Source organism: Radiobacillus sp. PE A8.2 (assembly GCF_045635475.1).
GTDB lineage: Bacteria > Bacillota > Bacilli > Bacillales > Amphibacillaceae > JBJGXI01.
Map to the genome: position 1 here is coordinate 71978 of NZ_JBJGXI010000009.1, position 13572 is coordinate 85549.

14 protein-coding genes are annotated in these 13572 nt (G+C 38.0%); 2 read left to right on the forward strand and 12 right to left on the reverse strand.

The window, feature by feature from the left end; all coding sequences use genetic code 11:
• Positions 1-50: 50 nt before the first annotated feature.
• From ACI6MV_RS07080 to ACI6MV_RS07090, 3 genes are all read right to left on the reverse strand, one after another.
• On the reverse strand, positions 51-389 hold the full coding sequence (locus ACI6MV_RS07080) for a LapA family protein (RefSeq protein ID WP_407269562.1): 339 nt from the start codon (positions 387-389) through the stop codon (positions 51-53).
• 126 nt (positions 390-515) lie between these two features.
• Complete coding sequence (gene secDF, locus ACI6MV_RS07085) at positions 516-2768, reverse strand: protein translocase subunit SecDF (protein ID WP_407269564.1); 2253 nt, start codon at positions 2766-2768, stop codon at positions 516-518.
• Positions 2769-3005: 237 nt separating this feature from the next.
• Entirely contained in the window at positions 3006-3317 is a 312-nt protein-coding gene (locus ACI6MV_RS07090; RefSeq protein WP_407269565.1) for a post-transcriptional regulator, read from the reverse strand.
• Positions 3318-3447: 130 nt separating this feature from the next.
• Between ACI6MV_RS07090 and spoVB the strand changes: the two genes are divergently transcribed.
• Positions 3448-4998, forward strand: a complete 1551-nt coding sequence (gene spoVB / locus ACI6MV_RS07095) for a stage V sporulation protein B (protein WP_407269566.1) — start codon at positions 3448-3450, stop codon at positions 4996-4998.
• A 44-nt stretch (positions 4999-5042) separates the two neighbouring features.
• Here spoVB and ACI6MV_RS07100 read toward each other — a convergent pair whose 3' ends face one another.
• Positions 5043-5711 carry a DUF421 domain-containing protein gene (locus ACI6MV_RS07100; RefSeq protein ID WP_407269567.1) on the reverse strand — a complete coding sequence of 223 codons (669 nt, stop codon included), beginning with the start codon at positions 5709-5711 and terminating at the stop codon, positions 5043-5045.
• A 61-nt stretch (positions 5712-5772) separates the two neighbouring features.
• Positions 5773-7077, reverse strand: a complete 1305-nt coding sequence (locus tag ACI6MV_RS07105) for an ArsB/NhaD family transporter (protein WP_407269568.1) — start codon at positions 7075-7077, stop codon at positions 5773-5775.
• Positions 7078-7247: 170 nt separating this feature from the next.
• Here ACI6MV_RS07105 and ACI6MV_RS07110 point away from each other — a divergent pair, with 170 nt between their 5' ends.
• A complete protein-coding gene (locus ACI6MV_RS07110; RefSeq protein ID WP_407269569.1) occupies positions 7248-7634 on the forward strand; it encodes a TIGR04086 family membrane protein in 387 nt (128 codons plus the stop codon).
• 221 nt (positions 7635-7855) lie between these two features.
• Here ACI6MV_RS07110 and yajC read toward each other — a convergent pair whose 3' ends face one another.
• From yajC to ACI6MV_RS07145, 7 genes are all read right to left on the reverse strand, one after another.
• Positions 7856-8119 carry a preprotein translocase subunit YajC gene (gene yajC, locus ACI6MV_RS07115; RefSeq protein WP_407269570.1) on the reverse strand — a complete coding sequence of 88 codons (264 nt, stop codon included), beginning with the start codon at positions 8117-8119 and terminating at the stop codon, positions 7856-7858.
• A gap of 17 nt (positions 8120-8136) precedes the next feature.
• Complete coding sequence (tgt, locus tag ACI6MV_RS07120; RefSeq protein ID WP_407269571.1) at positions 8137-9276, reverse strand: tRNA guanosine(34) transglycosylase Tgt; 1140 nt, start codon at positions 9274-9276, stop codon at positions 8137-8139.
• A 37-nt stretch (positions 9277-9313) separates the two neighbouring features.
• On the reverse strand, positions 9314-10342 hold the full coding sequence (gene queA / locus ACI6MV_RS07125; protein WP_407269572.1) for a tRNA preQ1(34) S-adenosylmethionine ribosyltransferase-isomerase QueA: 1029 nt from the start codon (positions 10340-10342) through the stop codon (positions 9314-9316).
• Between the two features lie 20 nt (positions 10343-10362).
• Entirely contained in the window at positions 10363-10563 is a 201-nt protein-coding gene (locus ACI6MV_RS07130; RefSeq protein ID WP_407269573.1) for a DUF2905 domain-containing protein, read from the reverse strand.
• On the reverse strand, positions 10560-11561 hold the full coding sequence (ruvB, locus tag ACI6MV_RS07135) for a Holliday junction branch migration DNA helicase RuvB (protein WP_407269574.1): 1002 nt from the start codon (positions 11559-11561) through the stop codon (positions 10560-10562). The genes ACI6MV_RS07130 and ruvB overlap by 4 nt, the downstream gene beginning before the upstream one ends.
• A gap of 15 nt (positions 11562-11576) precedes the next feature.
• Positions 11577-12185, reverse strand: a complete 609-nt coding sequence (gene ruvA, locus ACI6MV_RS07140) for a Holliday junction branch migration protein RuvA (RefSeq protein ID WP_407269575.1) — start codon at positions 12183-12185, stop codon at positions 11577-11579.
• Between the two features lie 66 nt (positions 12186-12251).
• Positions 12252-13562: an O-antigen ligase family protein gene (locus ACI6MV_RS07145; protein ID WP_407269576.1), complete on the reverse strand. Its 1311-nt coding sequence runs from the start codon at positions 13560-13562 to the stop codon at positions 12252-12254.
• Positions 13563-13572: the final 10 nt, after the last annotated feature.

The window sequence follows — 13572 nt, forward strand, 5'->3', positions numbered from 1 at the left end:
GACTCACCTATTATACAAGAGTGACTCAGGGGTCGCAAACAGATTCTATCTTATTCATCTTTTGCTTCTGGTTCAGTTTGACCAATTTCTTCCGGTATTTCTTCGCTTTGAGGCACTATTTTTTCATTGTTTTCTAGTTGCTCTTTCAACTTCATGTTCTCTCTTCTCAAGCTTTTAATTTCTCGCTGCAACTTAATTAAACGTACAATACCGACAGAGGCTGTTATTAAGCCACCCATTAACACAGATATTATTATCACCAAAATTAATGGTGCATCGCCTGTACCGAATAGATAATCCACTTTTACCGGATCAACATTAATGACCGCGAATACAGCAACTATTAATGCAAAAATAAATGCTAAAATTATATACGTTTGACCTTTCACTAAAATCCTCCTTTTCTACCAACACTTACTATGTTCTATTATAAATGACCTTTATTTAAAATCAAAGCAAACGACGCTATACAAACATAAAGACCTCTTACTTAGAATGTAAGAGGTCTTGTTAAATTATACTTGTGGTCCACCAGTTTGTTTCTTTTCGATATAGTTAATTGGATTGTCTTTAATGTTACGTCCACGCGATACCAACCACAACTGTGAAGCGATAAACAGCGAAGAATACGTACCAGCAAGCAACCCTATAATTAAAGCAAACGAGAAGCCTGTAATCGAAGTTGCACCAAAGATGAGTAACATCAGCGCAGCAAAAACAACTGTTAATACTGTGTTAATACTTCTAGCTAATGTTTGCATTAAACTTCGATTTACAATAGCGGCGAGTTCTTTAAAGGACCTGACTCGTTTTTTTAGTTTTAAGTTTTCTCTTATTCGGTCAAAGGTAACGATCGTATCATTAATCGAATACCCGACAATCGTTAGTATGGCAGCAATTATCGTAATATCGAATTCTACCCTTGTAATACTAAAGATTGCCAGTATAAAGAATGCATCGTGCAGCAATGCGATGATCGCTGCAACAGCGAAATAGATTTCGAAACGAATCGTTACATACAATATAATCCCGATTGAAGCATATAAAACAGCCAATGCGGCATTCCGTGCCAATTCTTTACCGACTTCTGGCGACACCGTACTAACATTAGGATTACTTCCATATTTATCACTAAAGTACGTTTGCATTTCAGAGATTGTTTCTTTAGGCAGCACCGTGTCAAATCGAGCAACTGCTATTTCATTGTTGTCACCAGATAATGAAACTTTCTTTGCAACCAGATCAAATTGTGCAAGATCTTCCTCTATTTCTTCCGTATTAACTGCACTATCTGTGAGAATTTCCACGCGAGACCCACTTATAAAATCAATCCCTAGGTTTAATCGGAAAATCGATAAACAAATCACCCCAGCAAGCACAAGAACAATCGACAAGGTGAAAAACTTTTTGCGATTTTTCACAAAATCAAATTGACGTCCCATAACTTTCGGTTCCAATTCTTCATTTTTAGCAAGGCTTTGAATTTGGTCTGGCTTAACTCCGAACCAACCAGGACGTTTGTTAAGAAATTTACTTTTCACCCATAGTCCTAATAGTAATCGTGAACCGTATACAGCCGTAATAAAGCTGACACAGATACTAATAATTAATAAGGTAGCAAATCCTTTTACAGAGCTTGTCCCAAAGATAAATAAAACCGTTGCGGCGATAAGTGTTGTAATGTTACCGTCAAAAATTGTTGATAGTGAGTTCTGATTACCCGCTTTAAATGCCGCTTGTACATTTTTACCAGAACGCAACTCATCCTTTATCCGTTCGTAAGTGATGATATTGGCGTCAACTGCCATACCAACCCCCAACACAAGTGCGGCAATTCCTGGTAAGGTTAGAACACCATGCATTAACCAGAAAACGAGCAAAATTAAGTAAATGTAAATACTTAATGTAACAACTGCGATAACACCTGGGAAACGATAGTATCCAATCATAAATAAGAATATAAGCGCTACACCAATGATGCTTGCTAAAACAGTTTTATCTAATGCTTGTTGGCCGAATTGAGCACCAACAGATGTTGAAAACTTCTCTGTTAAATTAACCGGTAAAGACCCTGCATTAATAACATCTGCTAAGTCTTGAGCAGCCTCAATACTTTCCATGCCGCTGATTTCTACACCTGTTGTATTTAGCACCTGATCGACACTGGCTGCAGATGCGTATTTAGGTTTAAGATTCTGTGACTCTTCTTGATAAGAGTCTCCTTCTTCAAAATCCATCCAAATAACTAATACATTATTGGGTTCCGGGATCGAAGAAATTGTACGTGTCACATCGGCAAATTCAGCAGCGTCCTTCAATTGCAAGGTCACCACTGGATTATTTGTGGTTCCAAAATCCTGCTTAGCACTATTTGGCACGATATCGTTGCCATCTAAATATTCTTTATCTTGATAATCACGGAATGAAAGTCTAGCTGATGTTGCTAGTAACTCCCTTGCTTTATCTTGATCATCAATACCTGCTAGCTTGACCCTGATTCGATTATTTTCTTCAATTTGGAAATCTGGTTCACTAATACCTAACGTATTAACACGCTCTTCCAAAATCCGAACCGTTGTATTCAGAAAATCGTCCGTAATTTCTTGACCTTCGTCAACGGCAGTGGCCTCATATAATATTTCAAAGCCACCTTGCAAATCCAGTCCAAGATTTATATCCTTCGTAATACCTGTCATCGTTGTCCCAATCGTTGATAAAAATAATAAAACGATTAAGAAAAAGGCAACGATCCTACCTCTTTTAACCATGATGTAGTGCCTCCTCTACTTGATCTGCCAGGGATAATATGTATTTCATAACAGGCAAGCACGAATCATTCGTTAAATAGAATAATGAACTTGTCGATAAAGAGAACCTTGCAGAAAAAGTAATAATAAATTATAAGTTAGAAATGTTAACACAAACACATTATAAACCTTTGAGATTTAGTGTCAATTGTACTTTAAAAATTGCATAAACAAATCATAGACAAACAGATTGGAAATTTATTTTTCAGAATTTCTTAGCGCTTCAATAGATGCAAGTAAATCATCATCTTGATAAGCTTGTACAGTTAAATAACTCATATATAAGTTCGTACTCAAATGTAAGATATCCTGAGTGATTTCGTGTAATCGCTTATTAGGATCACCTTTCCAAACTTTTTGTGTTAAGCATTTCCATACATCTTCTGGATGTGCCCGTGAATACCCCAACATCTTAAACTCATCCACTTTACTCTCAAGTACTGGAGCGACTCGATACTTCCATTGGCTAGCTGGCCGTTCTAACTGACTCGCTGGTCTTTCTAATGACATTATTGATCCCCTCCCCTATCCGTATAGGCATTCCTACTTATTTAACAAAGCTTGTCATGCTTGGCCTAACCTTTTGCATATACATTATTGTATACGAATTTTAATCCTTTGAGAAGGCAGGTCGTTTTACGTGGCCAAGCAAACATTTTTACAAGGAACACTCATCCTCATAGCTGCTGGCATGATTACTCGTTTTTTAGGCTTTATTAATCGGATTGTTGTGGCCCGTATAATGGGAGAAGAAGGTATTGGATTATTTAATATGGCTTTACCAACCTTATTTCTAGTTTACACGTTAGCCCAATTTGGATTACCAATTGCGATCTCTAAGCGAGTAGCCGAAGCTGAAGCTCACGGTGACACCCGTAAAATTAAACAAATACTAATTATTTCCCTAACGATTACAGGCACGTTAAGTATCTTTTTTATGATCGGGATGTTTGCCTTTGCGCCAATTGTTGCCAACACACTACTTACCGATGATCGTACACTACTTCCATTATTAGCAATTACCCCAATGGTACCAATCAGTGCTATTTCGTCGGTTATACGAGGGTATTTCCAAGGCAGACAGAACATGAAGCCGCAAAGCTATGCACAAGTGATTGAGCAAGTTGTTCGGATTTCTTGTGTAGCTCTTTTGGTCAACTTGTTTTTACCATACGGAATCGAATTTGCAGCTGCTGGAGCCATGATTTCTGTGATTATTGGGGAGCTTTGCTCGTTATTTTTCATGCTCCATATGTTCCGATTGAAAAAGCGAATTAAACTAAGAAGTAAGATGTTTGACTATCTTCGCACAGGAAGAAAAACACTATCAGATCTTATGTCAATTGCATTACCAAGTACAGGTAGCCGTCTTGTAGGATCAATTTCCAATTTTCTTGAACCAATATTAGTATCACAAAGCTTAGCAATTGCAGGTATCCAAACGGCTGTAGCAACGAAACAATATGGAGAATTGACAGGATACGCGATTCCATTATTATTTCTACCAACATTTATAACCCATTCCTTGGCTGTGGCGCTTGTCCCAAATATTAGCGAAGCAGATGCGAGAAATAACAAACGACTAATTCATTATCGAATTCACCAAGCGATTCGCATTTCTTTTGCTTCTGGCGCAATAGCAACGATCGTATTATCACTATATGCTGATTCTATTTTATCTTACATGTATGGGACAACAAGTGCCAGTCGTTTTTTAATTTTAATGGCACCATTTTTCATCTTGCTTTACATTCAATATCCATTAAACGCAACATTACAAGCACTTGACTATGCGAAAGCAGCAATGTGGAATAGTATTATTAGCACATTTATCAAATTTGCAGTATTAGTACTTCTAGCTACCAATGAAGATTTTGGTATTATGGGGGCTGCCTTAGCAATGGTTGTTGGTGTAGTACTTGGAACAATCTTGCATTTAGCAACACTGATCAAAGTTATATCTTTTCGAATTCCTTGGATTGATTTCGCTAAAATGATTGTTTTATTGGGGGCCACATGGTGGGTTGGCACGATGTTCAAAAATATTTTTGTCGGATATCAGACAAGTCTGCTCGTATTTCTCTTGTTATTAATAAGCTTAACCATCATCTATATCTGCCTATTATTCTTGCTTCGTTTCATTACGAAAGAAGAATTAGAACAAATTCCAATATTAAAACGTTTTTTATAGTGCACAAAAAAACGAGTGGGACATCCTACTCGTTTTTTTATCAGTTATTGTTCATTTTTCAAATCAATAAACCACTGCTCATTGCTATCCAGTGAACAAAAAGAAATGTCTTTAATATTATGATACCCTTGCTGTTGAATTTGGTTCTTGAGCCATGCTTCCGATTTATTTATCTTTTTTAACGAAGTAGGTTGAATTTTCCCATCAATAATAAGTGGAACAACATAACCATCGGGCGATATTGCTTCTTGTGAGCTTGACGACCTTTCAAAGACAGATAACTTTCCCGATGCTTCTAAAATCGCAAATTCTACATCCTGAATACTTTTCGTACCATTCTCTCTTAGTTGCTGCATTAAATCATTAAAATTATACCGTTGCTTCTTCATCTCATGCTCATCGATTTTACCACGAGATATAATTACCGATGGTTTACCTTCAAACCACTCACGAAAAGTCGCGTTCTTTAATGAAAACCATGCCGTCAGTCGTTGAATCACTAACAGAATTACCATAGGAATAATCGCATGGACAAGGGAGCTTGACGGATCTTCGATTGAAAAAACAGCCATTTCTGCGACCATAATAAATACAACAATATCTAGTAAGCTTAACTCTCCAATTTCCCTTTTCCCCATTAAACGAAAGATAAGCACAATGATTAAGTACGTTAAGATAGTCCGAAAAATTATCTTTCCAATTTCTATTTCCAAGATGTTCACTTCCTCTTACAGCCTTCCTGTGTATTATTTCCACAGAAATCATTGTTATGCTTTAATTTATTGTGTGCTGAAAAGGAAGTAAATAACGGAAATATACATAAATCATACAAATAATTAAAGACACAATCACTAACGGAAATCCATATAACATATAGCGTAGAAAGGAGATACGTTGATTTGCACCTTCAGCTAGACCAGCAACAACAACATTGGAAGATGCCCCAATTAACGTTCCATTTCCACCAAGACACGCACCTAATGCAAGCGACCACCATAGTGGATCAAGGTTAGCCATCCCATACACCTGAAATTCCTGAATAACTGGGATCATAGCCGCAACAAATGGGATATTATCAACAATTCCCGAAAAAATTCCAGAGATCCACAAAATCAAAATGGAAGTATAAGGTAAATCACCTTCCGTCAGCCACATCATACCTCTCGCCAATTCATCAATAATACCAACTTCTTCTAATCCCCCGACAAGCATAAATAGACCAATGAAGAAAAATAAAGTAACCCATTCAACCTGTTGAAATATTTTTTCTACACCAGCTTCTTTATCTGTTAGCAATAGCAATAGAAGCGCACCACAAACCGCTACAGTCGTCAGTTCAATATGTAAAATAGGATGCAATAAGAAACCTAGAATAGTGAATGACATGACCGTTACTGACTGATAAAGCATAGGTGTTTTCTTTAAATAACGCTGCCCGTCCATTTTCATTAATTGATCAATATATTTATTATCATGTATGACTAATTGCTTGCGAAATAGCCAGATCAATGCAAACAACATAACTAAAAATATAATCAAAACAACCGGACCTAGGTGTACAACAAAGGATAGAAACGTTAAATGTTCAACAGCTTGACCAATCATTATGTTTGGTGGATCACCTATTAGTGTTGCCGTGCCACCTATGTTGGCGCTAAAAATAATCGATAATAAATAAGGAAACGCTGGTAATTTTAATAACTTTGTCAACGTCAAAATAATTGGTACAAATAATAATACTGTCGTCACATTAGCTAGCAACGCTGAACCAATTGCAGTTAACGCTGCCGTTCCAATTAATAAAGGAATTGGTGCACCCTTCACCCATTGCGCAAAGCGAACGGCAATATATTCAAATAAGCCTGTTTTAGATGTGATTGATACGAGAACCATCATCGAGAACAGGAGCGTAATCGTATTCCAATCAATATAACTAGTAAAAGCATCACGCCATTCATAAATGCCTGTTAACAATAAAAGCACGCCACCAGATAGTGCTATTAATGCCTGGTTTACTCTTTCAGTAATAATAAACAAATAACTAACTACAAATACGACAATCGCAATGGTAGCAGACATATACTGTCCCCTTCCCTACATGACTACTATGGGACAAGTACCCCATAAACAAATGGAAGCTGCTTGTACCCTTTATACCAATGTATTCAAGAACACAGAAAATATTTTATTCTATTTATATTTTTCAATGAATAAGCTAGAACAAATGGACAAACAGGGGAGGGATTGAGGTGGCAAAAGCACGCTTTACTGCCTTACTGTATGGTTGGATTGCCTTATTTGCAATTTTACTGTTTTCAAGTTTAGTTTTATCGTTATTATTACGGTTTACATCACTAGGTTCCGCGACACTGGATTGGACAACATTAATTATTAGTTTAATTGCTTTGTTTGCTGGTGGTTTAGTCGCTGGATTAAAAGGAAAAGAACAAGGCTGGGTGCTAGGAGCTATAATTAGTGTAGGCTTTACCTTATTTGTTTTACTTTATCAATATCTCGGCTACAATAGTGGATTTTCAATGGAACAGTGGATTCAACACATCGGATTTTTAGTTTGCGCACTTATCGGTGGAGTACTTGGGGTGAACTTAAGTTCAGACGGAAAGAAAGACTATTAAGCTACAATAGTTGGATCGTTAAGAATGGCCAGGCAAATTGCCTGGTTTTTCTTTATTTAGAGTAGAGGTGAAAGGCGACGTAATGTAACAATGTTCCAATTCCGCAGTGCCATTAATACGTCGCCTTCTAGGTATTTTACGCAACAACTATAAGCTTTCATAGCTTGTAAGAAAAGCAAAAAGGACAGGCATGGCCTGTCCCTTTTTCATATAGAAATTTACTAGTCTTGGCTTACCACGTCACGAATCGCAGAACGATCGTATGTAAGTTTCGTACTGTTTTCTACTGATAAAACTACTGTATCTTCGTCTATTGCATGAACTGTTGCATGCATACCACCAATAGTGATGATTTTGTCACCTTTTTTCAAATCCGCTTGCATTTGTCTTACGGCTTTTTGTTTCTTTTGCTGTGGACGAATCAATAGGAAATAAAAAATAGCGAACATCGCTAAAATTGGTAATAAATTAACAAGTATATCCATTGTTTTCCCTCCTTTTCTTAGAAGTTTTTAGCATTTGGCTTATTGAAGCCATATTGTTCAAAGAATTCTTCTCTGAAATCGCCTAAACGATCGTTTTTTATCGCTTCACGCACTTGCCTCATTAATTTTAACAGAAAATAGAGGTTATGATAAGTAGTAAGTCGAAAACCGAACGTTTCATTCGCTTTAACTAGGTGACGAATATATGCTCTTGTGTAATTTTTGCACACATGGCAGTCACAATTTTCATCAATTGGCCTAAAATCGCGAGCAAATTTAGCATTGCGAATTACTAAACGACCAGTAGACGTCATACATGTACCATTTCTGGCAATTCGTGTTGGTAATACACAATCAAACATATCAATTCCACGAATCGAACCGTCAATTAAGGAGTCTGGTGAACCAACACCCATTAAATACCTCGCTTTATCTGTTGGCAACAATGGTGTTGAAAACTCCAAGACGCGATTCATAATGTCCTTTGGTTCGCCGACAGACAATCCACCAACCGCATAGCCGGCAAAATCCATCGATGTTAAATCTGCTGCACTTTGTTTCCGCAAATCTTCAAATTCTCCACCTTGAATAATCCCAAACAAACCTTGATCTGCTGGACGGTTATGCGCCTCTAAGCAGCGCTCTGCCCAGCGGCTCGTTCTTTCTACTGACTTCTTCATATAGTCATGGGTTGCTGGAAATGGCGGGCACTCATCAAAAGCCATCATAATGTCCGAACCTAGTGAATTTTGAATGTGCATCGCTTTTTCTGGAGATAAAAATAGCTTTTCCCCACTAATATGATTACGGAAATGAACACCCTCTTCTTCAATCTTTCTTAGATCACTAAGACTGAATACTTGGAAACCACCTGAATCCGTTAAAATCGAGCCATTCCAATTCATAAATTTATGCAATCCGCCCGCTTCTTCAATAATGTCCTCACCAGGTCGAAGCCATAAATGATAGGTATTAGACAAAATAATTGGTGCGCCCATTTCGTTTAACTCTTCTGGACTCATTGTTTTGACGGTAGCTAACGTACCGACAGGCATAAACATCGGGGTGTCAAACGATCCATGTGGCGTGTGCACCTTCCCAAGTCTCGCGCCTGTTTGCTTACACGTTTTGATTAGTTCATAGGTGATTGCTGGCATATATTTTAATACCCTTTCTTTTATAAAGATTTTAATTTTAAAGGATCAGCATCGCATCACCAAAGCTGAAAAAACGATACCTCTCTTTTACCGCTTGCCGGTATGCATCTAACACAAATTCCTGTCCCGCAAAGGCACTGACAAGCATGATTAATGTTGATTTAGGCAAATGAAAATTCGTAATTAAACCATCAATCGCCTTAAATTGATATGGTGGATAAATAAAAATATCAGTCCAACCATTTGCTTCTGTAAACACACCATCATGGTCTCTGGCGATTGTCTCCAGCGTTCTTGTTGAGGTCGTACCAACAGAAATAATTCTTCCATTGTTTTGTTTAATCCGATTCAGCTGTTGTGCGGTCTCTGCAGAAATTTGATAAAACTCTGAGTGCATTTGGTGTGCTTCAATCGTATCGACACTTACTGGACGGAATGTTCCGAGGCCAACGTGCAATGTAATAAAAGCCACTTCGACGCCTTTAGCCTCAATCTCTTCAAGGAGCTCGGTGGTGAAGTGTAAGCCTGCTGTTGGTGCAGCAGCCGATCCTTCTTCTTTTGCATACACCGTTTGGTAACGCTCCTGGTCAGGAAGCTGTTCTTTTATGTAAGGAGGTAATGGCATCTCGCCTAACTCATTGAGCACCTCTAAGAAAATCCCCTCATAGTCAAAGCGTAGAATTCGCCCACCATGATCCTTTTCTTTCACACAAGTAGCCGTGAGTTTTCCTTCACCAAAGCTAATCTCGGTACCAGTTTTAATTTTCTTAGCCGGCTTTACAAGTACTTCCCATTCATCTTGCTCGGTTTGTGTAAGTAAAAGGACTTCGACTTTTGCACCTGTATCTGCTTTTATACCATACAACCTGGCCGGTAAAACGCGCGTATTGTTTAGTACAAGACAATCGCCAGGCTTCAAGTAATCGGTAATATTAGAAAAAGTACGGTGGTCGAGTGTTTGCTTATCTCGGTCCATCACAAGCAGACGGGAAGCAGTTCGATCGAGTAGTGGTGTTTGTGCAATTAGTTCTTCTGGTAATTCAAAATCAAAATCATTGATGTTCATAACGATCTCCTAACTTAGTTTTAACGAAAACGTCCGATAATATAGAAAATAAGTGATAAAACTACACTTACAATAATCGATGTCATAATCGGAAAATAAAAGGTAGTGTTGCCCTTTTTAAAGCTAATATCACCTGGCAACTTCCCTATTATACTCCAAAGCAGGCCAATCACAATAAAAACGATGCCGATAATAATAAACATTTTGCCGAAGCCACTCACTTGTTAGGAACCTCCCGATTAAAATGTTCGTACGCTTTTGGTGTTACTAGTCTTCCCCTTGGCGTCCGTTGTATAAACCCTGTTTGTAAGAGAAAAGGCTCATAGACATCTTCAATCGTTTGTGATTCTTCACCAATCGTCGCTGCAATCGTGTCTAACCCTACCGGTCCACCATTAAATCCATCCATCATGGCTAATAAATATTTATGATCAATATGATCCAATCCGGCGGCGTCAACCTGTAGCATTTGTAAAGCTTCCCGAGTCGTTTCTAGCGTGATTTCAGACTCACCCTTTACTTGCGAAATATCACGCACTCGCTTTAATAAGCGATTGGCAATACGTGGTGTCCCACGTGATCTGCGGGCAATTTCTGTCGCAGCATCTTGGTTAATACCAACATGAAATATATCTGACGTCCGTTCGACAATCGAGCACAAATCCTTCGTTTCATAAAACTCCAAACGACTAAGCACGCCAAATCTATCGCGTAATGGCGCGGTTAAAAGCCCTGCTCTCGTCGTTGCACCGACGAGTGTAAATGGCGGTAAATCCAAACGGACCGAACGCGCACTAGAGCCATTTCCAATTACGATATCCAAGCAAAAATCCTCCATTGCCGGATATAAAATTTCTTCTACAGAGCGTGGTAGGCGGTGTATCTCATCGATAAATAGCACATCTCCCGCTTCCAAGGAAGATAAAATCGCTGCCAAATCACCTGCCCGCTCTATCGCCGGTCCTGCTGTTGTTCGAAACTGCACACCCATTTCATTCGCGATAATTGACGCTAACGTCGTCTTCCCTAATCCAGGTGGTCCATATAGTAAAACGTGGTCCAATGGCTCATTTCTCATCTTGGCAGCTTCAATAAAAATGCTAAGATTTTGTTTTGCTTTATGCTGTCCAATATATTGTTTTAATGTAGTGGGGCGCAAGCTAAGCTCGACGGATGCATCCTGCTCTTGCTGTTCACTTGATATCATTCGTTCTTCCACAAGATCCCCCCTCCCCTATTTACTCATCATTAATGCTAAACCTTTTCGTACATATGCATCAGCATTTTCATAGTCTTCTTGCTTTAACGCAGGCAAAATAGCCGTGATTTCTCTTTCCGCATAACCTAACGCCCGCAGTGCATCTATCGCTTCTTCTAACGCTTGCGAATGACTGGCTGTTTGCGGCGCACTACTTCCTACCGCACCGCCAACTGGTTCAAGCGTAAACGGAAGCTTACCCTTCAAGTCAAGAATCATTTGTCGTGCTGTTTTTTTCCCAACACCAGGAAACCCTGTTAAAAACTTCTCATCCTCTTGTTCAATCGCCGTCACAAAATCCTGAACGCGTACCGTTGCTAACACAGCCAAAGCACCCTTTGGTCCGATTCCAGATACATTTAATAATTTGGCAAACAGCTGCTTATTTTCGACTTTTTTAAATCCGTAAAGCGCCTGAAAATCTTCACGAAAATAGTGATATGTAAAAATCTTAACCGATTCCCCAATTTGATCCTGAAATTGAAATGGATTGGCACAAATCACTTCATAACCAATTCCACCAGCCTCCACATAGACCGCTTGCTCATCGATTTCTGCTAAAGTTCCTTTTATATATGCTATCATAATAATCTCCCCTATTTATACGTTAACCTTGTTCCATTTTACCATACAAGCGTACGTTCGTATAAGCTAACTTGCTTTCTTACAATTTTTTTCGTCCAAATACGTATAAGAAGCATGAAAGCATAACCCTAATAGCACCCAAAAGAAAGGAGCAACCGTAACAACGCTAATATTAAAAAATGCTTGCACGAGATAGCCGACAATAGAAGCTATAATTCCGCAATGTATAATATAAATCGTTTCATCAGTTTTGATTTTTTGTAATGCTCTATAAGCAGTAAATAAAATAACGGATAGAAAGGTTAAATACACAACTAAAGCAGGAACACCAAGTGTAACTGCGATTTGTAAATATTCATTGTGTGCTTTGTCAACGACGATTTCATTGCCTAAATAAGATGATACTAGTTCCCTGTTATCATTAGGAAAAACGTAATATAACGTATCTGGACCAGAGCCTGTCCAAAAATAATCTTCTATAAGCGGAAATGTGTACCGCCAAATGAACCATCTAGAGCTTCCTTCATGACCATCTGAATTATTCGTAATTATTTTCTGTGTATCATCAAACGCAGTAGCAATCTTATTAATAAACTTGCCATCTCCGAGAGCATCAATAGAAATAAAAATCGAAATAAATAATACTAAGACTATTGTCCACCTGCGCCATAAATGTTTTTTATTTAATATGACAAAAAGAGTCAGAAACAACATAGTAGCAAATAAACCGACAAGTGCACTTCTTGTATAAGTGAAAATTATTGCAATAAAAAACAATACGGATGAACCTAAATAGAAGTAATAGCTTTTATTACCTTTTGAGATTAAAAAAAGCATGATCGATATGCTAATTACTAACACTAAATATGATCCAAAAAAATTAGGATTATCAAACAAACCGTAAATTTGTGAAGAACCCATTCTTACTGAATTACGCGGCAGAAAATCTAAAAAGTAATGCTGCAAAATCCCATAGACAGCAACAATAACTCCCGCACCTACTAATCCTCTTAATATTTTTTTGTGATGCTTCATATTTACTAACCGAAAGGCGAAAAGAAACAGACTAAAATAAGCGAGTAAAGCAAAAAAACCTTCATATCTGTTACTCATACCAAAGCGAGAAATTTCTGGTTCAACAGAAAAAATTGTTGCTATGCCGACCAATACATATAGAAGCAACAACACTATCTCTACATTGGTCACTCGTTTGTTAATATATTCTGTCCATCTGGAGCGATTGGAGAGGACAAACAACCACATGATCATCACAAACGCAATAAGATAGATGACTTTCGGTAAAGCATAATGTGGATCTATTAATAAAGACCACGGGTAGATCAAAAACGGAAATAATACGATAAACCAGTAAAGCATGTGAAATCCT